Genomic DNA, 23,888 nt, shown 5'->3' with positions numbered 1-23,888 from the left:
GCGGCGTCACAGGCTGACCCCGCTCACTGCCCGCCATCAATCTGCCTTCCCATCAGCGCAATCGCCTTCTGATAAACCCCGGCCGCATTCCAGGCTTCGATCGCCGCAAAGTTTGCTTCGCCCGGCTGGTAGCCGGCGCCGGCGCGCCAGCCGTGGGCGCGGAGGAAGTTGGCGGTCGAGTTCAGCGCGTTGGCGGCGTTGTCGAGGTTGCCGGTGCCGTAGGCCAAAATGTTCTTGGGCATGAATTGCGTCTGGCCGACTTCGCCATGCATCGAGCCGCGGGTGGCGCCGGACAGCGTGCCGCGATCGATCAGCTTCAGCGCGGCGTAAAGCTGCTCGGTGAAGAATTCGGGCCGGCGGCAGTCGTAGGCCAGGGTCGCGATCGACGACAGCATGTTCTGGTTGCCGCGCTGGCTGCCGAACCCGCTCTCCATGCCCCAGATCGCAATCAGCGGCCCCGGCGGAACGCCGTAGCGCGCCTGGATCGAGGCGAAAAGTGCTGCCTGCGATTGCTTCAGCGAGCGGCCGCGCGCCACGATGGTCGAGGCGCCGCGCTTGGCGAGGAACTGATCGAGCGAAAGACCAAAACTGCGCTGGCTGCGATCGGCGTTGATGGTGGCACTCGCATAACTGGTCTGCATCAGCGCGGAGGTAGCTGTCGCGCCGACTCCTTTGGCGCTGGCTTCGCGCGCGATCTCGGCCTTCCACGCCTCAAAACCGCCCGGGCCGCTGCCGCATTGCGCGGCCTGCGCGCGTGAGCCAAGGGGCGCCAGCATTGCCAAAGCGATGAACGTGATCGTCGCAAGCTTGTTAGATGCGGGCATTTTGGGACTCCGTTGACCGTCAGGCATTTAAGCATAAAGTCGGCGCGCGCATAAATCCCATAATAACAATCGCGCGGGCTCGATCCGCGCCCCCGGGGGCGCGGACTTGATCCGCGCTCCCCGGGAGGATCTCATGAAGACGCTGTTTGCCGCTGCCGTGGCGGCCTGCCTTGCTTTCGCCGTGACTATCGATTTGGCCCATGCCGGGCCGCTGCCCGAAGCCAAGCCCGACGAGGTCGGATTCTCGCAAGCAGGCCTCGCCCGGATGGACGATTTCTTCGCCCGCGAGATAGCGGCGAAACGCGTGCCCGGCGCCGTGGTCGCGATCGCCCGCGACGGCAAGCTGGTGCATTACAAGGCCTACGGCCAGCTCGATGCGACCAAGGGCACGCCGATGCCTGTTGATGCGATATTTGCGTTGGCGTCGATGACCAAGCCGATGGCGGCGGTCGCAGGGCTGACGCTGATGGAGCAGGGGCGCCTGCCGCTGCAGGCCAGGCTCGCGGACTACTATCCGGCGTTCGCCAGCATGATGGTCGGCAGCACGCAGGCCGACGGTGCGTTGAAGACAGACCCGCAGGCGTCGCCGATCTATATCCACGATCTCTATCGCCACACCTCGGGCCTGATGTATGGCGGACGGCCCGACAGTTCGAGCGCGGTAGCAAAGCTCTATCCGGATGGAACCGCGCCGGCGCTGGAGGGCGACACCCAGGCCTTCATCGATCGCATCACGAAGCTGCCGCTGGCGCACCAGCCGTCGACGGAATTCGAATATGGGTTTTCGATCGACGTGCTCGGCGCGGTGGTCGAAAAGGTCAGCGAGCAGCGGCTCGGCGAATACCTGGCGGCGAATGTCTGGCAGCCGCTCGGCATGACCGACGCCACGTTCCATCCGACGGATGCGCAGCGCACCCGTCTCGCCCGTCCGTTCCCGAACGATCCGGTGACCGGCAAGCCGCAAAGCATCAAGCTGCTGGATGCGCCGACCAAGTTCGACTGCGGCGGCGCCTGCTCGTTTGCGTCGGTCGGCGACTACATCCGCTTCGGACAGATGCTGCTCAACGGCGGCGAACTCGACGGCAAGCGCATCCTCAGCCCCAAGACGGTGCATCACATGACCTCCAACCACTTAGGTCCCGAGATCAAGAACAACGTCGCAAACATCGAGCCGCATCGCGGAGGTTTTGGTTTCGGCCTCGGTGTCGCGGTGCGCACCGGCGAAGGTCTGTCGTCCGTGCCGGGCAATCCCGGCGAGTTCACCTGGAACGGCGCCTACGGCACCCAGTTCTTCTGCGATCCCAAGGAACGCCTCGTCGTCGTGGTCGGCACAGCGGCGCCCGGCGAGCTGCGAAAATATTACCGCGAGCAGGTCCAGGACATCGTGTACGGGGCGATGGTGAAGTAGAGAGAACTGGAGATCGCCGCGAGGCGTCATGCTTTGTAGCCCGGATGAGCGGGGCGACATCCGGGACCACTCTCACACCGCCCCGGATATCGCCTTGCTCATCCGGGCTACAAGTTATTGCGCTGTCATTCCGAGTCGCCTTGCCCGCAAGAACGAATTGAAGCGACGCCCTGCGACAAAATAGCCCGACGGGCAAATCACCAAAAGTCTGTCCAGCCCTTCGCGCAAAAATAATTTCGTTGCCCCGTCGGGCAAATCAGACGTTTAACTCCGCGCATCCTGTCCCACCAGAGGGGCGTAGGCCATCGTCGCAAACGAGGGGCAGGGAGCGGTGGACGCGAAGCTGCGACTGACGAGCGCGGCAGATGCGTACGGTGAAATCGTTTGGGTCCGACGCCCCGGTGCTGGCGTCAAGTTCGCGAGAGGCTAACGCTTCGAGCTGACGATGGTGGCAAGAAAGCCGGTCACCAGGACGATCACGTATAAGCCGTAAAGCCATTGCGCGGGGAAGGCCGGATGCCTCCGCCAAACCTGTATGCTTGCGTGCACACTCTTGTTGCAACTATCGCACGCGAGACCGCGGGTGCGGCGCGCACCCGGTCTTCCCTGCGCCCTCTGATTTTCATGGGGCAAGGTTTTCTTTCAAAACTTCGGGCAGGTCATGCCGCGAGAACGCTTTCCGCTGTCATCGTCCGCGAAGGCGGACGATCCAGTATTCCGGAGAAAGCCGTGATTGAATCTATAGCCGCAGCGTACTGGATCGCCCGGTCAAGCCGGGCGACGACAGGCCAAGGCTGTTTGACAGTTGAATCGAATTACGTCGGCGAGGCCGCGCCCGCTTCAGAAGTTGGCGACGCCCAGATCGTAGGATCCGCGGCCGCCGCGCACGTAAACTTTCGCGGCTGCGGCGCATATCCTGTCGCGGTTGGCGTCGAAGGCGCGGAGGCAGCCTGGTTCATCAAGCTGCGCGCCCGGCTGGATTCGCGCCAGCGCCGCCTCTTCGACATAGAACGACGCCTCGATCGCGCTGTCATGTCCCCAGAACCGCACCGCGCGGCGGGTGACGTCGTACGAGCGGCTGTGATTTGGAAAATCGATCATGGGCGTTCTCACCAGTGACCGCGACGGCGACCCCAATATCCACCGCCACCGAACAGGAGCACCACTACGACAATAAGCAGGATCATTTCCATGGGAATTCTCCGGGACGCCAACGGCTGTGTTCGCCGCGCGCCAAATGTCCAACGGCCCATTCAGGACATTGTTCCCGGCAGACGATCCCGGAGCGCAATCTGTTGCCGGGAGGTGAGCAATTTTGCTCGCGCCTCGCAATCTTACCCCGTCCGCGCCCGCCGTCCCTCGATCGGGTAGCCGGGATCGTTGAACCCTGGCGTCGACGGATGGCCGCTCACCACCAGCCGGTCGATCAGCGCCTCGTCTTCCGCCGTGAAGCGATAGTCGAGCGCCTTCAGGTAATCGTCCCACTGCTCTTCGGTGCGGGGTCCGGCGATCACGCCGGTCACGAACGACGAGTTCAGCACCCACGACACCGCGAACTGGCCGGCGGTGATGCCTTTGGCCTCGGCGTGCTGCTTGATCTCTTGCGCAAGCTGCAGCGATTCCGGGCGCCATTCGGTCTGCATCATGCGCTTGTCGGCGCGGCCGGCGCGGCTGTCCTTGTCGGGCGCGGCATCGGGCGCGTATTTGCCGGTCAGCACGCCGCGCGCCAGCGGCGAATAAGGCACGATGCCGAGGCCGTAATAGCCGCAGGCCGGAAAGTGCTCGACCTCCGGCATCCGGTTCATCGCGTTGTAATAGGGCTGGCTGACGATCGGGCGGTCGATGCCGTTCTGATCACAGAGGTTGCAGATCTCGGCGACCCGCCAGGCGCGGTAGTTCGAGACGCCGAAATAGCGGATCTTGCCCTGCCGGATCAGGTCGCCGATCGCGCGCACCGTCTCTTCCAGCGGCGTCTTGTGGTCTTCCTTGTGCAGGTAATAGATGTCGATGAAGTCGGTGCCGAGCCGCTTCAGGCTCTCTTCCGCCGCCTGCAGCACCCAGCGCCGCGACAGTCCGCCATGGTTGGGATCGCTGCCGATCTGGTTGGCGAGTTTGGTCGCGAGAATCCAGTTCTGCCGGTTGTTGGAAATCGCGCGGCCGACCACCTTCTCGGAGTTGCCGCCATTATAGGCGTCGGCGCTGTCGATGAAGTTGATGCCGGCCTCGCGCGCCTTGGCCACGATCCGCGACGACGTCGCCTCGTCGGTCGGCCCGCCGAACATCATGGTGCCCAGGCAGATCGGCGAAATCTTCAGGCCGCTGCGGCCGAGGTTGCGATATTGCATCGGGTGGGTCCTCTGTACCGTTGCCGTCATTCCGGGGCGCATCGAAGATGCGAACCCGGAATCTCGAGATTGCGGGTCTGGTCCTTCGGACCATCCCGGAATGACGGTGCCTCAACTCTCGCTCTTCAAGATCTTGAACACGCCGCTCGCCATCGCGATACAGCGTTTATCGACCGTCACTTCGGTGGTGATGAAAATCAGGCTGCGGGTGGAGCGCACGACGTGCGGCTTCGACACCAGCAGTTCGCCGATCTTGCCGGCTTCGACAAAGTGCACATCGAGCTGCACGGTCGCCAGGGTCGGCTTGCCGGAGGCATAACGGGCGGTCATGCCGCAGGTGCGGTCGGCAAACGTCATCAGCACGCCACCCTGCACCAGGCCGCGGCGGTTGTGGTGCTTGTCCTCGGTCAGCAGCGCGTATTCGTGCTCGCCGTCGATCAGGCGCTGCCACAACGGGCCGATCAGATGCAGGAATCCGCTGGTTTCGACGATCTTCCAGCCGTCGGATTTGAGTTTGTCCGCGGCCTTGCTGGTCATGTCGTGATTTCCGTTGGTCTGGCGGGCTGTCATGCTGTCGGGGTCATTTCATCGGTCGCGCGTGTGTTGTAGTCAAGCGGGATGGTCAGGTCATTTGATGATACCACCCGGCGGAATATCGCAGAGCTCTGTGCCAGCTTCAGGCGCGTGCAGACTGACGGCGCCGCGCCGTCGCTGAAGCGGGCCGCGGTGGCGATCGCACTCACGCAGGTCCAGACGGGCGAAGGCACGGCGTTCCTGCTGACCCGCCGCGCCGCCGGCCTGCGCGCCCATGCCGCCCAATGGGCGCTGCCGGGCGGGCGCTGCGACCAGGGCGAGACGCAGGCACAGGCCGCATTGCGCGAGCTGCATGAAGAGCTCGGCGTCGAACTCGGCGAGAGCGATGTGCTCGGCCTGCTCGACGACTATCCGACCCGCTCCGGCTATCTCATCACCCCGGTCGTGGTGTGGGTGAGTACGCGGGCGGCGATCGTGCCGAACCCTGATGAAGTCGAATCCGTGCACCACATTGCGCTGGAGGACATCGAACGCGACGACGCGTTCTCCTTCACCACGATCCCCGAAAGCACGCGCCGCGTGATCCGCTTCCGCCTCGACGGCCAGCATATCCACGCGCCGACTGCGGCGCTGATCTATCAATTTCGTGAAGTCCTCGCCGGCCGCAATACCCGCGTCGCCGAACTGGAACAGCCGGTGTTCGCCTGGAAATAGCGACCGTCATTGCGAGCCACCGGGTCGCGCGAATGCGCGCCCGATGACAGGCTCCGCGAAGCAATCCATCTCTCGACGTAAAGAAAGAATGGATTGCTTCATCGCTTCGCTCCTCGCAATGACGAGAATATCAGTTAGTAAAGAACAACAGCCTCGGGAGGCGCTCAATATGACCAGCTGGAACAAATGGCGTTGCGTTGGTGTCGCCATGCTTGCCCTCGGCGCAGGCGTCCATGACGTTGCCGCGCAAACGTATCCCGCCCGCGCGATCACGCTGGTCATTCCGTTCGCGCCCGGCGGCAGCACATCCATCGTCGGCCGCGGCGTTGCCGACAAGATGAGCGAGCTGCTCGGCGAGAAGGTCGTGATCGACAACCGTCCCGGCGCCGGTGGTACCGTCGGCACCAAGGCGGTCGCGAAAAGCGAACCCGACGGCTACACGCTGGTGCTGGGCTATACCGGCACGCTGGCGATCGGGCCCTCGGCCTACAAGAGTGCCGGCTACGATCCGCGCAAGGACTTTGCGCCGATCGGCATGATCGGCAATGCGCCGAACTCGCTGGTGGTGAATCCGTCCTTCCCGGCGAAGACCGTCGCCGAACTGATCGCCTATGCGAAGGCCAATCCCGGCAAGGTCAATTTCGGCTCGGCCGGCGCCGGCACCGCGAGCCATATCACCGGCGAATATTTCGCGGCCTCCGCCGGCATCACGCTGGTGCATATTCCCTACAAGGGCACCGGACCGGCGCTGACCGATCTGCTGGGTGGCCATATCCCGATGGCGTTTGCGCCGATCCCGGCCTCGCATCCCAACGTCACCGCCGGCAAATTGCGCGCGCTGGCCGTGACCAGCACGATCCGCTCAAGCCTGATGCCTGACGTGCCGACGATGGCCGAGGCGGGCCTGCCTGGCTTCGATGCCTCGCTGTACTATGGCCTCGCCGCGCCGGCCGGGACGCCCAAGCCTGTTATCGAAAAGCTCAACAAGGCGCTGCGCGAGGCGCTCGCTTCCGACGAGGTGAAACGGCAACTGGGCGCCGACGGTACCGAGATCACGCCCGGCACGCCGGAGGACTACGCCGACCTCATCGACAAGGACGAAAAGAAGTGGTCGCAATTGCTGAAAGCCAGCGGCGTCGCGCCGGAGTGAGCGGCGCCTGGGCTTGGCGTCGTAAAGTCGCGCCGTTTCGGGGCTGACTTGCGCCGAACGCTTGCTACAACGGCACCATGCGCCTGCATTTGATTCGCCTGGGTTCCGGATTGGTCGCGCTCGCGCTGATGGCGGGCGCGCGGCACGCATTGGCCGAGGACAAATCCGCGCTGCCGGCTTCGACCGCGGACGCGATGGCGCAGGCGGTGTCGCCACAGGCGATCGCCGACTATCGCCGCAGGCTGCAGGAATATCAGGATGCGCGCGCTGCGTTCGAGGAGGTGGCCGGTCCCTATTGGACATCGATCACCGAGAAACGGCGCGGCCGCAACGCCAAGCGCCGCGACCGCCAGCCGATCACGCTCGACGACTACGTGCTGACCCACCCGCCGCTCTACAGCGGCCCGAAGCGGCCGGTCGATCCGGAACCGCAGGAAGAGGGCAAGCCGCGCGAGCGCAAGGCGATCCCGGTCGTCGCCGATCTCTTGCAGGCGGCGGCCCAGGAGTTCCAGTTCACGCCGCAGCGTCCGTCCAGCGAAATCGAGTTCAAGCGCGCTTATGCCCGCTACGCGCTGGCCTCGGGCCTGACGCGCGAGCAGGCGGTGCGAGTCTATTCGTTCGAGACCGGCGGCACCGGCAATTACGACGTCCAGGCGGGAATCGAGCATGGCGGCAAGCGCGCCATCTCCACCGCGATGGGCTACAACCAGCTGCTGACCACCAACAGCGTCGAGCTGATGGCCGAACAGGGCAAAGAATTCGTCAAGGAATTGACGGCGAAGGCGGCCTCATTGTCGGGGCCGGCGCGCAAGGCGATGGACCACAAGCTCGCGGTGCTGAAGAAGATGGTGGCGTTCACGCTGACCGTGCCCGACGACTGGTCGGCGCATGAAAAGCTCGCCAACACCGCCAAGGGCTGGGCGGTGCACGCCATGGTGCTGGATATCGACGTCGGTCCGATGCTGCAGACCCATAAGCTGCTGACCTCGGTGATCTTCGCGCGCGCCAAGGGCTACAATCGCCCGCTGACCGCCGCCGAACTCGAAATGATGAACCTGACCGGCGACGGCACCGGCCTCGACATGGTGACGATGCCGCAGGCGATGCGTGTGCAGGTGCCGACCTCGAATTTCTTCCAGCGCGGCGGCTACGAGCGCAACCCGGTCGCGATCCGCCACAACACGGTGGCGAAACTCTTGGCGGTGACCGACGAGCGGATGGACTACAACAGCAACAAGCCCGGCGCGAAGGAACTGGCCGCGGCGTTCTAGTCTTCACCCTCCCCTGGAGGGGTCCGAGACGAGCGAAGCTCGCTCGTGGGTCGGCTCACATGAGCACAGCGAAATGTGAGACGGGGTGGGGTGATCTCTCAACTCGGGCAGCGTTCGCGCGGAGAGACTGTCACCCCACCCCGCCGCTTCGCGTCGACCCTCCCCCTCCAGGGGAGGGTAAGATCAGCACAAACAGAAAGCTCAATTGGTCCCGAACATGAACTTGCCGTCGCCCTCGAGATAGGGGCCGGTGCGCATGTAGAGCTGGCCGTTCTGGCCGATGAAGAACAGCGTGCCCTTCGGCACCTTTTTGGCGCCCTTCAGCAGCAGGCCGGCATTGTTGGTGCCCATCTTGTAGGAGAACGTCTTGCCTTCCTTGTCGTAGCCATAGCCCATGTCCGGCTTCAGCTCCCAGGGCGTCGGTGCGGCGGCCTGCGCCAAAGCGGGCGTTGCCAGTGTGGATGTCGCCAGCCCCGTCAGGGCGGCTGCAATCAAAAAGGTCCTCGTTGAAAATACAGTCATCATCATCCTCCCGACGGCCGAAACGGCCCGTGTCCCAATTTTTTCGTGGCCCGACCGCTTGAACAAATCACGAACGCCATTAATTCGTCAATGGCAGCTTCGCCGCATCGCGTTTCGCTATCACCTTTCTTGCAGGACTTTGTGATTTCCCGCGTTCGACTTCGCGACTATGTTCCGTTTTCCGGCTACAAGCGATCCATTGCGGGGGAAGTCATGGGGATGATTCGGATGAACCACGTCGTGAAAATCGGTTTCGGTATTGCGTTGTCGTTCATGACGCTGGCCCCTTTGACACTGGCCGCTCCGGCGCAGGCCGATGACTTCAAGCTCTCCAACAACCAGCGGATTGCCTGCAGCCGGGGATTGAGCGCGGGCAAGCTCAATACTGCAACCTGCAAGTCCTATGCGTATGTCTTCAACACCAAGACATCGGAATATTTCCGCTGCCAGGTTTCACTGGCGCTGACGCGGGACAACAAGGAAGTCATCAACGTGCAGACCGACGGCGGCTGCGCCAAGAAGCCCCGCATCTTCGAAGGCGACGCCAGCTATTCGTTCGACGCCACCGAAACCGAACCGCCGAACACCAATTCGTTCTTCGGCACCGGCGGCTATGCTGTGTGGGCCAGCGACAACACGGCGCTGAAGGTACGCGGCTGCATCACCATCTCCTCCGGCCTCGGCTCCGATATCTCGAAATGCGTCGACATGAAATTCGAGTGAGCGGCGCGTTGGCCGTCAACTGAATCAAGCCCATACGTTGGCGCCATGCGCAGGATCAGGCCGGTACAACTCTGTCGCTCCTGGCTGTTCCTCGAAGGCGCCAACGAGGCCGTGCTGCAGCGGGCCGCCTCTGGTGATGCGGACGTCCTGATCCACGAACTCGAGGATTTTACGCCGCCGAACTTGCGTCCAAAGGCGCGAATGCTGGCGCCCGATCTCTACGCGTCATGGCGCGAAGCGGGTCGCGTGGTCGCGGTGCGCGTCAATCCGCTCGATCAGGACGGCATCGACGATCTCGCCGCTGTGATGCGCGGCCGTCCCGATATCGTCGCGTTGCCGAAGGTCGCCGAACCCGGTCACGTAGCGCAGCTCGATGCGGCGGTGACCCGCTTCGAGCGCGACTATGGCATTGCGGAGGGGTCGACCGCGCTACTACCCAATATCGAATTCGCGCGCGGACTGGTGCAGACAGGCGCGATCGCTGCCGTCAGCAAGCGCGTCACGGCCTGCTTGCTGGCCGCAGAAGACCTCGCAGCCGACCTCGGCGCCGAGCGCGATATCGATAGTATCGAGCTCGCTTATTGCCGGCAGCGCTTCATCGTCGAATGCCGCGCCGCCAATGTCGTGGCCGTCGATTGTCCCTACACCTGGAGCGACGCACCTGGCGTCGAGCGCGATACGCGCTGGGCCCGCCGGTTGGGATACGCCGCGAAAAGCCTGGTTGATCCCTCGCATGCCGTCATCGTCAACGGCGTGCTGACGCCCGACGACAACGAGATGCGCCGCGCCCGCGACATCGTGACCGCGTTCGAGGCCGCGCGGGCGCAAGGTGGCGCGCGCGCCGAACACGAGGGATCGCTGATCGAGGTGCCGACCTATTCCACCGCGAAGCGGTTGATCGCCCGCGGCGAGGCACTCCGCGAATTCGAGCGGCTCACTCCGGCTTGATGCCGGCGAATTTGGCGACCTTGCCCCACTTCTCGGTTTCCGCGAGCACATAGGCCTGCATGTCCTCCGGCGATCCGCCCGCGGGCTCGGCGCCGAGCTTGCGCAGGCGCGCGATGCCGTCCTCGGTCTTGAGGAACTTGTCGACGCTGGCGTTGAGCTTGCCGATGATCTCCTTCGACGTCTTCGCCGGCGCGCCGATCGTGAACCATGACGATGCCTCGTAGCCGGTTACGCCGGCTTCGGCGATGGTCGGCAGGTCCGGGAAGCCCGGCCAGCGCTTCGCGGACGAGACCGCGATCGGACGGATCGAGTTCGACTCCGCAAACGGCTGCGCCGCCGGCAGATTGTCGATCATCAGTTGCACGCGGCCCGCAATCAAATCGGTCAGCGCCGGTGCCGAGCCCTTGTAGGGCACATGGGTCATCTCGACGCCGGTCATCGACTTGAACAATTCGGTCGAGACATGCGCGGTGCTGCCGAGTCCGGGCGTACCGTAGAACAGCTCGCCCGGCTTCGACTTGGCATAGGCGATGAATTCGGCGACCGATTTCACCGGCAGCGCGTTCGTCACCGAAAACAGGTTAGGCACCCGCGCGATGATGATGACCGGCGCGATATCCTTGGCCTGGTCATAGGTCATGTTCTTGAACACGAACTGGTTGATCGCATGCGTGCCCGGTGTGCCCACCACGAAGGTGTAGCCGTCGGGTTCGGCCTTGGCGACGTAGTCGGCCGCGATATTGCCGCCGGCGCCGGTCTTGTTCTCGACGATGAATTGCTGGCCGAATTCCTCGGATACCTTGGCGGCGACGACCCGCGCCAGGATGTCGGTGGTGCCGCCGGCGGCGAAGGGAACGACGAGCTTGACCGGCCGCGTCGGCCAATGATCGGCGGCGCGCGCGCCGCGCGGCAGCAGCGACAGGCCGCCGAGCGCTGCGGCGCCGGCCAGCACGGCGCGGCGGTTGAGGCGTGGATTGGTTGAGTGCATGGTCGGGTCCCCTGAAAAATTTGGCGGACCGTATTCATTAATCGGCCTGGCGGCCACCCTTATCGAGGGCGGCCGAGCCCTGCGTATTTGGCCAGCATCTGCGTCGTTTGGATGGGTTGACCGGGGGGCCCGCACCGTCCAATTTCCCGCCGAAATTTGGGGGAGAGCGCTACTCATGAAGTCGAAGTTCATTGCAGCCGCCGTTGCGGCGGCAGCGGTATTTTCTGCGCCCGGCGCGCAGGCCCAGCAATTCATCAACGTGCTGACCGGCGGCACATCCGGCGTGTATTATCCGCTCGGCGTCGCCATCGGAAAGATCTACGGCGACAAGATTCCGAATGTGAAGACCCAGGTGCAGGCCACCAAGGCGTCGGTCGAGAACCTGATCCTGCTGCAGCAGGGCCGCGGCGAGATCGCGTTCACGCTCGGCGACTCGCTCAAGGCGGCATGGGAAGGCGACGAGGAGGCCGGCTTCAAGTCCAAGCTCGACAAGCTGCGCACCATCGGCGCGATCTATCCGAACTACATCCAGATCGTCGCGACCGCCGAGAGCGGCATCAAGACGCTGGCGGACCTGAAGGGCAAGAGCCTCTCGGTCGGCGCGCCGAAGTCCGGCACCGAACTCAACTCGCGCGCGATCCTCGCCGCCGCGGGGATGACCTACAAGGACATGGGCAAAGTCGAATATCTGCCGTTCGCCGAATCCGTCGACCTGATGAAGAACCGCCAGCTCAATGCGACGCTGCAGTCGGCCGGCCTCGGCGTGGCGTCGCTGAAGGATCTCTCCACCTCAACCGACATCACCGTGGTGTCGGTTCCCAAGGCGACCGTCGACAAGATCGGCCCGCCCTTCGTGTCGGTGATGATTCCCGCCAATACCTATACCGGCCAGGACAAGGACGTCCCGACCGCCGCGGTCGTCAATTATCTCGTGACCAGTTCGGCGGTCTCCGACGATCTGGCCTATCAGATGACCAAGCTGGTCTACGAATCGCTGCCCGAACTGGCGAACTCGCATGCGGCCGGCAAGGAGATCAAGCTGGAAACGGCGGCGACCGGCAGCCCGGTTCCGCTGCATCCCGGCGCGATTCGCTATTACAAGGAAAAGGGCCTGATCAAGTAGGGACCCAGATAGTGTCATGGCCGGGCTTGACCCGGCCATCCATCCCTTACATGAGCTATTTTTCGATGGATGCGCGGGTCAAGCCCGCGCATGACGTGTTGGGGGACGCTGTCGCGGTGATATAAGCGTCGCGGGCACGGGCGGGGGAATCACGGATATGCTGCAAGCCGAGGGCGCTGAAGCGCCGATCAAGGTCGAATTCGACAATTTCGAGCACGGGTTTCCGCCGGGGTTCGGCCCGGGCGGCTGGGGCTATCTGGCCTATATGATCGGCATCGCCTTTGCCGTGTTCCAGCTCTATGTCGCGGCCTTCAACTATCTGCCGAGCCAGGTGGTACGCGGCGTTCACGTCGGCTTCCTGCTGCTGCTGAGCTTCGGCCTGATCGGCAACTTTACCGCCAAGAACAATTTCGGCCGGGCGCTGGGCTGGCTGATCGGCGCCGCCGGATTTTTGTGCGGGCTGTACCAGTGGGTCTTCTATGCCGACCTGATTGCCCGCGACGGCGATCCGACCCGCGTCGATCTCGCGGTCGGCACCCTGCTGGCGGTGCTGGTGTTCGAAGGCACGCGGAGGCTGATGGGGGCGGCGCTGCCGCTGATGTGCGGCGCCTGCCTGCTGTACTGGTTCTTCGGCCAGTATCTGCCGGCCCCGTTCAACCATCGCGGCTATGATTTCGACCAGGTCATCACCCATCTGTCGTTCGGCACCGAAGGATTCTACGGCGTACCGATCTACGTGTCGGCGACCTACATCTTCCTCTTCATCCTGTTCGGCGCGTTTCTCGAGCGCGCCGGCATGATCCAGTTGTTCACCGACGTCTCACTCGGCCTGTTCGGCCGCACCCGCGGCGGTCCCGCCAAGGTCGCGGTGTTCGCCTCGGGCATGATGGGAACCATCTCCGGCTCCGGCGTCGCCAATGTCGTCACCGTCGGCCAGTTCACGATCCCGCTGATGATCAAGTTCGGCTATCGCCGCGCCTTTGCCGCCGGCGTCGAGGCGACCGCCTCGATGGGCGGACAGATCATGCCGCCGGTGATGGGCGCCGTCGCCTTCATCATGGCGGAGACGCTCGGCGTGCAGTATTCCGAGATCGTCAGGGCTGCGGTGATCCCGGCGATCCTGTATTTCGCCTCCGCGTTCTGGATGGTGCATCTGGAAGCCGGCAAGCACGGTCTCGTCGGCATGAAGCGTTCGGAAATCCCGAGCGCGTGGAAGGCGCTGGTCAACCGCTGGTACCTGGTGTTGCCGCTGGCGGCGCTGGTCTACATGCTGTTCGAAGGCTTTACGCCGCTGTACGCCGGCAGCATGGGGCTGGCGCTGACGGTGGCGCTGATTCTCGGCGCCAGCATCGTGCTCGGCGTCTCCAACATCGTGCTGCGCTATATCTTCTGGATCGGGCTGGCCCTGGTCGTGGCCGCGGTCTCGCGCAACGGGCTCGAGATCATTCCGGTCGCCAGCATCGTGGTTGGCCTGATCCTGATTGCCGCGATCACCCGCGGTGGCCGCGCCACGCTCGCGGCGTGCCGCGATTCGCTCGCCGACAGCGCCAAGTCGGCGCTGACCGTCGGCATGGCCTGCGCCATCGTCGGCACCATCATCGGCATGATGACGCAGACCGGCGTCGGCACCATCTTCGGAAGCTGGATCATCGGACTTGGCGCCAAGAGCCTGTTCCTGGCGCTGATCATGACCATGCTGCTGTCGATTCTGCTCGGCACCGGCATTCCGACGATTCCGACCTACATCATCACGGCGGCATTGGCAGCACCTGCGTTGGCAAAGCTCGGCGTGCCCCTGATCGCGAGCCACATGTTCGCGTTCTACTACGGCATCATGGCCGACCTTTCGCCACCGGTGGCGCTGGCGGCCTTGGCGGCGGCGCCGATCGCGAAGGAGAACCCGGACAAGATCGGCTGGGAGGCGATGCGGATCGCGCTGGCGGGTTACGTCATTCCGTTCATCTTCGTCTACTCGCCGGCGCTGATGCTGCAGGCCGGCGACCCGATGGCGGTCAAGCTGGGCTTCTACGGCGCAGTGGCGCTGGCGACCTTCAAGGCGCTGGTCGCGATCGGCCTGTTCGGCATTGTCGCGATCGGCTTCCTGTTCACGCGGCTGACGCTGCTCGAACTCGCGGTGGCCGCGGTCGCGGCGCTGTGCCTGCTCGGCGATTTCGCCTTCAGCGACACGGTCGGCTTCATTCTGGCGGCGGCCGTCGTGGTCTGGCAATGGCGGCAGCGTCCGCGCAGCGTGGTGGCGGCGGCTTGAGCCTCTGCCTCGCCTCAGCCGGCGTCGTGAAGACGCTGTCGGTTATGGCCTTCACACTGGTGTGGACCCATTCGATCGAAAAGGTCGACTGGCAGGAAGACTGGCGCATCACCCCGCAGGGGCTGCAACTGGAGCAGGCGCGCGTCAAAGGCTCCGGCGCCGGCATGGAGCCGCCGCCCGAGGCGCGCCTGATCGGCGGCTGGTTTCAATGGGCGCCGAAGCGGCCGCCGATGCCGGAAGTGGTGCTGGGCAATTCCGGGGCTGCCGGCGAATGGCGGCTGTGCCATGATGATAACTGCCAAACGCTGTCGGAGATTTTGGGGCATCCGGTGGGTGTCAATGTCACGACCATGCGTGCGTGCAACGATCCGTAGTTTCGTAGCCCGGATGAGCGCAGCGACATCCGGGACCGCTCCAGCACCGCCCCGGATATCGCTGCGCTCATCCGGGCTACAAGAAAACAAAAGTTTGCAAGGGAGCGAAGTCGATGGAACGGCTCAAGGGCAAGACGGCGATGGTGGTGGGCGCAGGCTCGATCGGTCCCGGCTGGGGCAATGGCAAGGCGACGGCCGCGACCTTTGCGCGCGAGGGCGCGCAGGTGTTTTGCGTCGACCGTAACGGCGCAGCGGCAAAGGAGACCGTCGACATCATCACTGGTGAGGGCGGCAAGGCTACCGCCTTCACCGCCGACGTTTCCCGCGAGACCGAGGTCGAGGCGATGGTGGCGGCGTGCCTGAAGACCTACGGCCGCATCGACGTGCTCGACAATAATGTCGGCATTGCCGAGATGGGCAGCGTGGTCGAGGTCAACGAGGCGAGCTGGGACCACGTCTTCGCGGTCAACCTGAAGAGTGCTTATTTTGCGATGAAGCACGTCATTCCGGTGATGAAGAAGCAGGGCGGCGGTTCGATCATCAACATCTCGTCGATCGCCTCGATCCGCCATCTCGGCATTTCCTACGTCACCTATGGCGCCTCGAAAGCGGCGATGAACCAGATGACGAAGACCACGGCGGTGCAATTCGCCCCGGATCATGTCCGGGTGAATTGCATTTTGCCGGGGTTGATGAAGACGCCGATGGTCGCGCACTCCGCGGGCCTAGCGGCCAGCTATTCGGCGGGGGATGTCGAAGCGATGTGGCGCGCGCGCGACGCGCAGGTGCCGATGGGTCACATGGGCGACGCCTGGGACGTCGCCAACGCAGCGTTGTTCCTGGCGTCCGACGAATCCCGCTACGTCACCGGCATCGAACTGGTGGTCGATGGCGGGATCACGGTGAAGTCCGGGGCGTAGTATTGCAATTGTTGTCGTCCCTGCGAACGCAGGGACCCATACGCCGCGGCCTCTCGTTCCAAGAATCCCTGTTCGACGGCCTTCGCGCAACGATGTGGGTCGGTGGTTATGGGTCCCTGCTTTCGCAGGGACGACAAAGCTATTGCGCCAGCGCCAATATGCCGCCCGCGAAGGAATGCCAGAGTGGCGTGACGCTGATGGGCCAGTTCAAAAGTTTCACGGCGATCAGCGCGGCGCCGCCATAGAGATAGACCGGGTGCGGGCGGCCGCGGGTGCGCCAGTCGAACACCATGGCGACCACGAGCAGGAGATAGGCGACGAAGGCCGGCGGGATGGTCACCGGGACCGGCGGCGGGCCGGCCGGTCCGGGGGGCGCGAGAAAGGTCAGAAACCAGCGCGCCACGGCGGCGTCCAGCAGGGAAATGCAGGCCAGCAGCATCAGCCGTTTGTGGGTCTCCGGCCGGCGGATCGCGGCGATCGCGAGCGCAACCGTCACCGCGAAGAAAACAATTCCGCTCAGCGGCACGATCGCAAAGGCAACGCCTGCGTCGGTTTGTCCCAGTGCTGCGGAGCGCTTCATCGCCTCGACCGCCACCAGGAAGCCGAAGATCGTCATCGCGGTCGCCAGCGAGATGCCGATCATTCCGATGGCCCGGTGCCGGGCAATCCTGCCCGACGCGGCGAGCCAGCTCTGGAACGCGAAGTAAAGTGTCCAGACGAAGAACACCGTGCCGTGAAAATGGACCACGGGCGAGGCGGAGAACGATCTGGATGCCATCGGCAGCCAGTAGGTTGGGGCAAAGCCGATAAAAGCGACGGCCATGCAGGCCAGCGCCATGTAGAAGTAAAAGTAGGATGCCCGCGCTTCCGCGAGGGCGCGCGGCGAATGGAAGTCGGTCAATGTGGTCATGGTTGTTGAGTCCGGAAAACCCGAAAAAGGTTCAAGCAAAATTATCGCCCACCGCGGCGCGGAAAATGCCGCTGCCCAAGCGTCACGTTTCCGACAAAATCTGATTCTCGCCCGAAAAGGAAATCATGAATGGCCGTTGTCGCAACAGCGCGTCGCTTGCTAGAGCGTTTTCCAGCGAAGCATGCCCTCGGACTTGATCCGTGGGTGGATACCGGTTCGCGTTAAGAAAACGCGTCAAATCAAAATCTAGAACCTTTTCCGTTCCGATTCCATCGGAACGGAAAAGGCTCTAGGATCGGCCGTCCCCCCTGAAGGTGTCTTTCCGGATCCATTGATGCGAGGCTGTCCTGACATCCGCAACGTCTTCGTCGCTTTCCTGCTGTGGATGGTTGCGCATGGCGCATCGGCAACCGGCGTCGAGCCGGCCAAGGATTTTCGGATCGACCCCGCACCTTGCGTGGCAGCGGCGGCGGCTGGCGACGATGACCGGACGATCGGCCTCTGCGGCGCGCTGGTCGACAACGACAAGACCGACAAGACCGACCGCATCAAGGCGCTGATTGCGCGCGCCGCCGCCTATGGCCGCAAGGACATGACCGACCGCGCCATCGGCGACTACAGCGTGGCGCTGCAGCTCGATCCGTCGCTGGCCAGCACCTTCAACGCGCGCGGCGAACTCTGGCGCAAGAAAGGCGACCGGCCCAAGGCGCTCGCCGATTTCGGCGCCGCCATCAAGCTGAACCCCGACCACTTCGTCGCCAAGGCCAACTACAAATCGCTGGCGCTGGAGCTGGAGCGGCTCGGCGCGCTGAAAGCGGTGGCGGGCAAGCCGAGTTTCAATTGCGCCACCGCCCGTCGCGCGGTGGAAAAGGCCATTTGCGCCAATCCCGAACTCGCCGATCTCGACCGCGAGATCAACGCGGCCAATATCAGGTCGCTTGGCGAAATTCAGAACCCGCGCGACAAGCGCGCGCTGCAGCGCGAGCAGGAGGAATTCATCGCCCGCCGCAACGCCGGTTTCGGCCGGCCGGGCTACAACCTGCAGCAGGAAATGAAAAAGCGGCTGCAGCAGCTGAACGGGATCGACGGATACTGAACAGCCTGGCCGGGGGACAGCCGGCCGGCGCGGCGGGCTTCGAACCTCACGGTGCGCTGCCGCGACACAATGGTCGAAGCGCGGCTACCCGCGTCTCCCGCCCTAGTGTCGAGATTTGTCATGCGACCCTTTACCCTGTCCGTTGCCGCCACCGCATGGCTGGCACTCACTGCTCTGACCCCGGTCCCCGCGCGCGCCGAGACCGCCGCCGAACCGCCGGTCGCCTGCACCGCGCTGAGCGATGCCGCGCCCGCCAGGCTGATCGCCAGCTGCACCGCTGACATCGATAATCCCTCGACGGCGGAGGCCGACCGTCTCGATGCCGCGATTACGCGCGCCGTCGCGCTGCATAACAGCGGCCAGACCGACAAGGCGCTGGCCGAAATCGATGCCGTCATCGCCAAAGACTGGCAGCGGGCGCGCGCCTTCCGCGCCCGTGGTGAAATCTTCCGCCAGACCGGCAAGACCGAGGCGGCGTTTGCGGCGCTGAACGAGGCGATCCGGCTCGAACCCGACAATGCCAACGGCTATGAAAGCCGCGGCAATGTTTTCAACAACACTGGGAAATACGACCGCGCCATCGAGGACTATAACGAGGCGCTGCGGCTCAAGCCCGATTTCGCGCTGGCGTTTTCCGACCGCGGTGCCGCCTGGTACTTCAAGGGCGAATACCAGAAGGCGGTCGCCGACTACGATGCGGCGATCCGTCTCGACCCCGATCATGCGCAGACCTATACCAACCGCGGCGCGGCGCTTCGCAAGCTTGGCCGCAGGGAATTGGCCCTGAAGGACGAAACCTCGGCGATTCGGATCGATCCGACCCGGCCGGAGTACTTCGACAATCGCGGGCTGAGCCTTGCCGGCAACGGCGACTACGCAGGCGCGATCGCCGATTACGACGAGGCGATCAAGCTTCGTCCCGAGGCGAAATTCCTGACCAACCGCGGCGATGCCTGGCAGGCCCGCAATGATTACGACCGCGCGATTGCCGATTACGATGCGGCGCAGAAACTGGATCCGAAATTCCAGCGCATCTACAACAACCGTGGCGCTGCGTGGCAGCACAAGGGCGACCGTGCGCGGGCGCAAGCGGATTATGCCGAGGCGGTCCGCCTCAACCCATCCGACAAGAACGCCGCCGAAAACTATGAGATAGTCACGAAGGAAATCGAGCGGCTGGGCGCGTTGGCGTCCCAGAAGAACCTGCCCAGTTTCAATTGTGCCACCGCCAGGCGCCAGGTCGAAAAGGCAATCTGCGCCGACCCGGGCCTCGCCCAGCTCGACCGCAACATCAACGACGTGTTCCTGCGGGTGATTGCGGACGCCGAATCCGACAGCCATCGCGTCGCCCTGGCGCTGACCCGGCAGCAGCGCGACTTCATCGACCAGCGCAACGCGTCGTTCGGCCGCCGCGGCTACGACCTGCGCCAGGCGATGGAGGAGCGGCTGGACAAGCTCAATACGATCGCCCGGCAATAAGTAGGTTTAGCCAAACGGCCAAGCTGTTCCGGCTTGATCTCCCGCCGCTTCGCGTGACAATGGCGCGCAAGACGTTGCGGGAGAAGCGCCATGAACATCCACGAAAAGAGCCGGTATCACGAAGTCCATGCCCGCTCGCTCCGTGACCCCGAGGGGTTTTGGGCCGAGGCGGCGCGCGAGATCGACTGGATCGAACCGCCCCGGAAGATCTTCGATGCTTCGATGGGTACCTACGGCCGCTGGTTCGTCGGCGGCGTGGTCAACACCTGTTACAACGCGCTTGACCGCCATGTCGCCAACGGCCGTGGCGATCAGGTCGCGCTGATCCACGATTCGCCGCTCGCCAACACGGTCTCGAAATTCACCTATGCCGAGATGCTGCGCGAAGTGCAGGCGCTCGCGGCCGTGATGCAGGATTTCGGCGTCACCAAGGGCGACCGCGTCATTCTCTATATGCCGATGGTGGCGGAAGCCGTGGTCGCGATGCTAGCCTGCGCGCGGATCGGCGCGGTTCATTCGGTGGTGTTCGGCGGCTTTGCGGCCAGGGAACTGGCGACACGGATCGAGGATGCCAAACCGAAACTGATTTTCTCCGCGAGCTGCGGGCTCGAGCCCGGCCGCATCGTGCAGTACAAGCCGTTGCTCGACGAGGCGATCCGGCTTTCCAGCGTCAAGCCTGAGACCTGCATCATCCTGCAGCGGCCGCAACATGGCTGCGATCTCACGGCCGGCCGCGATCACGATTGGGGGTCGCTGCGCCGCGCGGCGCTGGACGCCGGCAAGAAAGCACCCTGCGTGCCCGTGCTCGCGACCGACCCGCTCTATATCCTCTACACCTCCGGCACCACGGGAATCCCCAAGGGCGTGGTGCGCGACAATGGCGGCCATCTGGTCGCGCTGAAATGGTCGATGTTCAATCTCTACGGCGTCAAGCCCGGCGAGGTCTGGTGGTGCGGCTCTGACATCGGCTGGGTCGTCGGCCACAGCTACATCGTCTATGGCCCGTTGCTGCATGGCGCGACCTCGATCATGTATGAGGGCAAGCCGATCGGTACGCCGGACGCCGGCGCGTTCTGGCGCGTGATCTCCGAACACAAGGCCGTGGCGTTCTTCACCGCGCCGACCGCGTTCCGCGCCATTCGCAAGGATGACCCGGAAGGCACGTTCATCCGCAAATACGACCTGTCGAAATTCCGCACCCTGTTCCTGGCCGGCGAGCGCGCCGATCCGCCGACGGTGGAATGGGCGGAGCAGCAGTTGAAGGTGCCTGTGATCGATCACTGGTGGCAGACCGAAACCGGCTGGTGCATCGCCGGCAATCCGGTCGGGCTCGGCATGCTGCCGGTCAAGCACGGCTCGCCGACGGTGCCGATGCCGGGCTATCAGGTCGACGTGGTCGACGAGGCCGCCAGACCGGTGCCCGCGGGCACCATGGGTTCGATCGTTATAAAACTGCCGATGCCGCCGGCCTGCCTGCCGACGCTGTGGGAGCAGGATGCGCGCTTCAGGGAAGCGTATCTCACCGAATTTCCCGGCTATTACAAAACCTCCGACGCCGGCTACAAGGACGAGGACGGCTATGTCTTCGTGATGGGCCGCACCGACGACATCATCAATGTCGCCGGCCACCGGCTCTCCACCGGCGGCATGGAGGAAATTCTCGCCTCCCACCCCGATGTCGCCGAATGCGCGGTGCTCGGCATCAAGGATACCATCAAGGGCGAGGTGCCCTGCGGCTTGCTGGTGCTGAAGGCCGGTGTGACCCGCAGCCCTGCGGAGGTCGAGAAAGACGTGGTGGCGCTGGTGCGCGAAAAGCTCGGGCCGGTCGCGGCGTTCAAGCTCGCGATCACGGTCGCCCGGCTGCCGAAAACCCGCTCGGGAAAGATCCTGCGCGGAACCATCAAGAAGATCGCCGACGGCGACACCTGGTCGATGCCGGCGACGATCGAGGATCCCAAGGTGCTCGACGAAATCGGCGACGCGCTGAAGGGCAGGGTGTAGGGTTCACCGTCATTCCGGGGCGATGCGAAGCATCGAACCCGGAATCTCGAGATTCCGGGTCTGCGCTTCGCGCATCCCGGAATGACGACCTAAACTGAAACTGCCATCTTTTCGATGGATTGCCGGGTCAAGCCCGGCAATGACAAGATGGAAACAACGGACACGCTAATGCAGCCAGGAATCGCAAAGCACCTCATCGCCCTGCTGCTCGCGGCACCCCTGCTCGCCGGTTGCCTTGAGCGCGGCCAGCCGACCATGGTTGATTCCAGCCGCGACGACGACGCGTTCTGCCAGGCCGGGGGGACCGTCAAGGTCGGCTCGTCCGAATACATCGCTTGCCGCAAGGACCGCGACGTCCAGCAGGCCAACGCCAATGCCCGCACCGACCGCCGCCAGCGCAATCTCGGCGAATACATGCTGAACAATCCGACCAGGCCGTAAGCCGAGGAGAGCAACATGAACGAGGATACTTTCAACACCAGCCTGCGCGGATTTCTCAAAAAGGTCGGCATTACCTCACAGCGCGAGATCGAGAAGGCCGTCCGCAACGCCGTCGCCAGCGGCCGCATCAAGGGTAACGAGAAGCTGCCGGCCAAGGTCGTGCTCACGATCGGCGGCGTCAGCCTCAGCCAGGAGATCACGGGCGAGATCGAACTGGGGTAGGGCCAGCGAAGGCGTGCCCTCTTCCCCTCTCCCTTCCGGGATAGGAAGAGAGCACTTCACAGTTTCCCTCGAGGACAAGAGATGGACATCAAGGTCAGGGATTCCAACGGCGCGCAGCTCGCCGACGGCGACACCGTCACGCTGATCAAGGATCTGAAGCTGAAAGGCTCTTCCACCGTGCTGAAGCGCGGCACCGTGATCAAGAACATCCACCTCACCGACAACGAGGACGAGATCGAAGGCCGCACCGACAAGGTCAAAGGCCTGGTGCTGCGCACGGAGTTTCTGAAGAAGGCGTGAGGGGCGGGCGCAATTTATCGCACGCACGACCCGTCATCCCCCGCACATTGTTTAGCCCGGGGACATAGCCGACACCTGTTCGGAAACATCACTGACACCTTGGCCTGCCGTCAAGTCGATCGATGCGACCTGCCAGCTGGCAAAGAATATTCCATACAGGCCTTCGCGCGTGAGCGGCCTGATGGCGAGCCGCTCGCGTGCGAAGGCCTGCGGGACTTTCCACAGTCGCCCCTTGAAGGAGATATAATGCCGGGTCGACGAGACGGTGCGGACGATCTCGCGGCTATCATATTCGATCTTTGGAAGCCGATCAGGCATGGTGCGGGAACTTGGCCGATAGCGGCTGGCAGGAACGTCCATGCCGAGTGCCTCGTGAGGCCGTTCCAGATTGTACACGATACGCCAGGCATCGAGGGCCTGCTGCACTTCCGGCAGGTTACGGAAGCGCCGCATGGCGAACACCTCGTCCTTTAGCGTGCGATGGAAGCGCTCGTTCTTGCCGCGAGCCTGCGGATGACGTGGCCTGGCATGCACCACCGTGACGCCGAGCTTGAGCAGCCAAACCTTGAGACCGGTCCAGTGTACGCCTGAGGTGTCGCCCCATGGCGAGCCGTTGTCGGTGTAGAAGGCGTCAGGCAAGCCATAACGGCGGAAGGTCGCTGTCAGATGGTCCTGCACGGTAAGCCGTTGTTCGTTGGCACAAGCCTTCAGGCACAACACATAACGGGAGTGATCGTCGACCATGGTCAGCGGGTGGCAGTCGGTCCCGTTGGTCAATGGCATGTGGCCTTTGAAGTCCATCTGCCACAACAGATTTGGGGCTTCCTTCTCGAAGCGATGTCCCGGATTCGGCGGCGCATTCTCCGTTGGTTTGATCCGGCCGTTCCGGCACAGGATCTGATGCACCGTGGACGGCACTGGCACCGCCATCCCGTCCCGCTTCAGGCAGTGCGCAATCTTGCGGGCGCCCCAGGCCGGATGTTTGTCGCGCACCATCAGCACCCGGGCTTCGGTCGCAACTTCACTGCGTTTAGGAGTGACGTGCGGTCGGCGCGAGCGGTCGACGAGGTCTCGATCGCCGGCCTGCCAGCGCCTCAGCCACTTGTAGCCAACATCGGGACCGATGCCGAACCGGCGGCACAGTTCCCGCCGGTTCGCCCCGTCCTGCATAGCCAGCCGAACAAACTCGTGCCGCTCATCCATCACCGACACCTCTCGCCATGGCATGAAGGCCTCCTAAAAAGGGGTTTCCAGCCACTATGGATGTGTCAGCTATGTCTCCGAACACCTGTCAGTGATCTGTCCGGGCTGAACAGAAAGCGGGTGATC

The 23,888-nt window shown here is 63.9% G+C and carries 25 protein-coding genes; 16 read left to right on the top strand and 9 right to left on the bottom strand.

Features of this window, described 5'->3' with window-relative positions; genetic code table 11:
- Positions 1–23: 23 nt before the first annotated feature.
- On the bottom strand, positions 24–824 hold the full coding sequence (locus tag BLR13_RS14325) for a lytic murein transglycosylase (RefSeq protein WP_074822906.1): 801 nt from the start codon (positions 822–824) through the stop codon (positions 24–26).
- A gap of 133 nt (positions 825–957) precedes the next feature.
- Here BLR13_RS14325 and BLR13_RS14320 point away from each other — a divergent pair, with 133 nt between their 5' ends.
- Complete coding sequence (locus BLR13_RS14320; protein ID WP_074822909.1) at positions 958–2,232, top strand: serine hydrolase domain-containing protein; 1,275 nt, start codon at positions 958–960, stop codon at positions 2,230–2,232.
- 840 nt (positions 2,233–3,072) lie between these two features.
- Here BLR13_RS14320 and BLR13_RS14315 read toward each other — a convergent pair.
- The 4 genes from BLR13_RS14315 to BLR13_RS14305 all read right to left on the bottom strand — a co-directional run bounded on the left by BLR13_RS14315 (position 3,073) and on the right by BLR13_RS14305 (position 5,114).
- A complete protein-coding gene (locus tag BLR13_RS14315; protein WP_074822912.1) occupies positions 3,073–3,333 on the bottom strand; it encodes a DUF1488 domain-containing protein in 261 nt (86 codons plus the stop codon).
- An 8-nt stretch (positions 3,334–3,341) separates the two neighbouring features.
- Positions 3,342–3,419, bottom strand: coding sequence for a DUF3309 family protein (locus tag BLR13_RS42585; protein WP_433994281.1), 78 nt, complete (start codon positions 3,417–3,419; stop codon positions 3,342–3,344).
- A gap of 147 nt (positions 3,420–3,566) precedes the next feature.
- Complete coding sequence (locus BLR13_RS14310) at positions 3,567–4,577, bottom strand: aldo/keto reductase (protein ID WP_074822915.1); 1,011 nt, start codon at positions 4,575–4,577, stop codon at positions 3,567–3,569.
- 111 nt (positions 4,578–4,688) lie between these two features.
- On the bottom strand, positions 4,689–5,114 hold the full coding sequence (locus BLR13_RS14305) for a PaaI family thioesterase (RefSeq protein ID WP_074831525.1): 426 nt from the start codon (positions 5,112–5,114) through the stop codon (positions 4,689–4,691).
- An 81-nt stretch (positions 5,115–5,195) separates the two neighbouring features.
- Here BLR13_RS14305 and BLR13_RS14300 point away from each other — a divergent pair, with 81 nt between their 5' ends.
- The 3 genes from BLR13_RS14300 (at position 5,196) to BLR13_RS14290 (ending at position 8,246) form a co-directional block, all read left to right on the top strand.
- On the top strand, positions 5,196–5,825 hold the full coding sequence (locus tag BLR13_RS14300) for an NUDIX hydrolase (RefSeq protein ID WP_074822918.1): 630 nt from the start codon (positions 5,196–5,198) through the stop codon (positions 5,823–5,825).
- 169 nt (positions 5,826–5,994) lie between these two features.
- Positions 5,995–6,975 (top strand): Bug family tripartite tricarboxylate transporter substrate binding protein, encoded by a 981-nt coding sequence (locus BLR13_RS14295; protein WP_074822921.1) that lies wholly within the window; start codon positions 5,995–5,997, stop codon positions 6,973–6,975.
- A gap of 77 nt (positions 6,976–7,052) precedes the next feature.
- Positions 7,053–8,246: a hypothetical protein gene (locus BLR13_RS14290; RefSeq protein WP_074822923.1), complete on the top strand. Its 1,194-nt coding sequence runs from the start codon at positions 7,053–7,055 to the stop codon at positions 8,244–8,246.
- Positions 8,247–8,447: 201 nt separating this feature from the next.
- Here BLR13_RS14290 and BLR13_RS14285 read toward each other — a convergent pair whose 3' ends face one another.
- Complete coding sequence (locus tag BLR13_RS14285; RefSeq protein WP_074831526.1) at positions 8,448–8,768, bottom strand: hypothetical protein; 321 nt, start codon at positions 8,766–8,768, stop codon at positions 8,448–8,450.
- Between the two features lie 228 nt (positions 8,769–8,996).
- Here BLR13_RS14285 and BLR13_RS14280 point away from each other — a divergent pair, with 228 nt between their 5' ends.
- Positions 8,997–9,491, top strand: coding sequence for a hypothetical protein (locus BLR13_RS14280; RefSeq protein ID WP_074831528.1), 495 nt, complete (start codon positions 8,997–8,999; stop codon positions 9,489–9,491).
- A 45-nt stretch (positions 9,492–9,536) separates the two neighbouring features.
- Entirely contained in the window at positions 9,537–10,439 is a 903-nt protein-coding gene (locus tag BLR13_RS14275; RefSeq protein ID WP_074822926.1) for an HpcH/HpaI aldolase/citrate lyase family protein, read from the top strand.
- On the opposite strand, the gene BLR13_RS14270 is transcribed toward BLR13_RS14275, so the two are convergent.
- Positions 10,426–11,427 (bottom strand): Bug family tripartite tricarboxylate transporter substrate binding protein, encoded by a 1,002-nt coding sequence (locus tag BLR13_RS14270; protein ID WP_074822929.1) that lies wholly within the window; start codon positions 11,425–11,427, stop codon positions 10,426–10,428. The two genes, BLR13_RS14275 and BLR13_RS14270, sit on opposite strands and share 14 nt — an antisense overlap.
- 175 nt (positions 11,428–11,602) lie before the next feature.
- Between BLR13_RS14270 and BLR13_RS14265 the strand changes: the two genes are divergently transcribed.
- From BLR13_RS14265 to BLR13_RS14250, 4 genes are all read left to right on the top strand, one after another.
- Positions 11,603–12,550, top strand: coding sequence for a TAXI family TRAP transporter solute-binding subunit (locus BLR13_RS14265; protein WP_074822932.1), 948 nt, complete (start codon positions 11,603–11,605; stop codon positions 12,548–12,550).
- A 157-nt stretch (positions 12,551–12,707) separates the two neighbouring features.
- A complete protein-coding gene (locus BLR13_RS14260) occupies positions 12,708–14,816 on the top strand; it encodes a TRAP transporter permease (protein ID WP_074822935.1) in 2,109 nt (702 codons plus the stop codon).
- On the top strand, positions 14,777–15,190 hold the full coding sequence (locus BLR13_RS14255; protein WP_074822939.1) for a DUF1850 domain-containing protein: 414 nt from the start codon (positions 14,777–14,779) through the stop codon (positions 15,188–15,190). Before BLR13_RS14260 ends, BLR13_RS14255 begins: the two co-directional genes overlap by 40 nt.
- Before the next feature lie 113 nt (positions 15,191–15,303).
- Positions 15,304–16,110 carry an SDR family NAD(P)-dependent oxidoreductase gene (locus BLR13_RS14250; RefSeq protein ID WP_074822942.1) on the top strand — a complete coding sequence of 269 codons (807 nt, stop codon included), beginning with the start codon at positions 15,304–15,306 and terminating at the stop codon, positions 16,108–16,110.
- 139 nt (positions 16,111–16,249) lie between these two features.
- Here BLR13_RS14250 and BLR13_RS14245 read toward each other — a convergent pair whose 3' ends face one another.
- Positions 16,250–17,020, bottom strand: coding sequence for a hypothetical protein (locus BLR13_RS14245; RefSeq protein WP_074822945.1), 771 nt, complete (start codon positions 17,018–17,020; stop codon positions 16,250–16,252).
- A gap of 385 nt (positions 17,021–17,405) precedes the next feature.
- Here BLR13_RS14245 and BLR13_RS14240 point away from each other — a divergent pair, with 385 nt between their 5' ends.
- The 6 genes from BLR13_RS14240 (at position 17,406) to BLR13_RS14215 (ending at position 22,559) form a co-directional block, all read left to right on the top strand.
- Positions 17,406–18,116, top strand: coding sequence for a hypothetical protein (locus tag BLR13_RS14240; RefSeq protein ID WP_074831529.1), 711 nt, complete (start codon positions 17,406–17,408; stop codon positions 18,114–18,116).
- 120 nt (positions 18,117–18,236) lie between these two features.
- A complete protein-coding gene (locus tag BLR13_RS14235; RefSeq protein WP_074822948.1) occupies positions 18,237–19,595 on the top strand; it encodes a tetratricopeptide repeat protein in 1,359 nt (452 codons plus the stop codon).
- Positions 19,596–19,685: 90 nt separating this feature from the next.
- Positions 19,686–21,596 (top strand): propionyl-CoA synthetase, encoded by a 1,911-nt coding sequence (locus BLR13_RS14230; protein WP_074822951.1) that lies wholly within the window; start codon positions 19,686–19,688, stop codon positions 21,594–21,596.
- A 168-nt stretch (positions 21,597–21,764) separates the two neighbouring features.
- A complete protein-coding gene (locus BLR13_RS14225; protein WP_074831531.1) occupies positions 21,765–22,037 on the top strand; it encodes a hypothetical protein in 273 nt (90 codons plus the stop codon).
- Between the two features lie 15 nt (positions 22,038–22,052).
- Positions 22,053–22,259 (top strand): DUF6494 family protein, encoded by a 207-nt coding sequence (locus tag BLR13_RS14220; RefSeq protein ID WP_074822955.1) that lies wholly within the window; start codon positions 22,053–22,055, stop codon positions 22,257–22,259.
- An 81-nt stretch (positions 22,260–22,340) separates the two neighbouring features.
- Positions 22,341–22,559, top strand: coding sequence for an alkylphosphonate utilization protein (locus BLR13_RS14215; RefSeq protein WP_074822956.1), 219 nt, complete (start codon positions 22,341–22,343; stop codon positions 22,557–22,559).
- A 51-nt stretch (positions 22,560–22,610) separates the two neighbouring features.
- On the opposite strand, the gene BLR13_RS14210 is transcribed toward BLR13_RS14215, so the two are convergent.
- Positions 22,611–23,786, bottom strand: coding sequence for an IS481 family transposase (locus BLR13_RS14210; protein WP_074819596.1), 1,176 nt, complete (start codon positions 23,784–23,786; stop codon positions 22,611–22,613).
- Positions 23,787–23,888: the final 102 nt, after the last annotated feature.

Origin of the sequence: Bradyrhizobium ottawaense (assembly GCF_900099825.1) — a bacterium.
Lineage (GTDB): Bacteria > Pseudomonadota > Alphaproteobacteria > Rhizobiales > Xanthobacteraceae > Bradyrhizobium > Bradyrhizobium ottawaense_A.
Note: the sequence above shows the minus strand (reverse complement) of the source record. Positions and strands in the feature narration are given on the sequence as shown.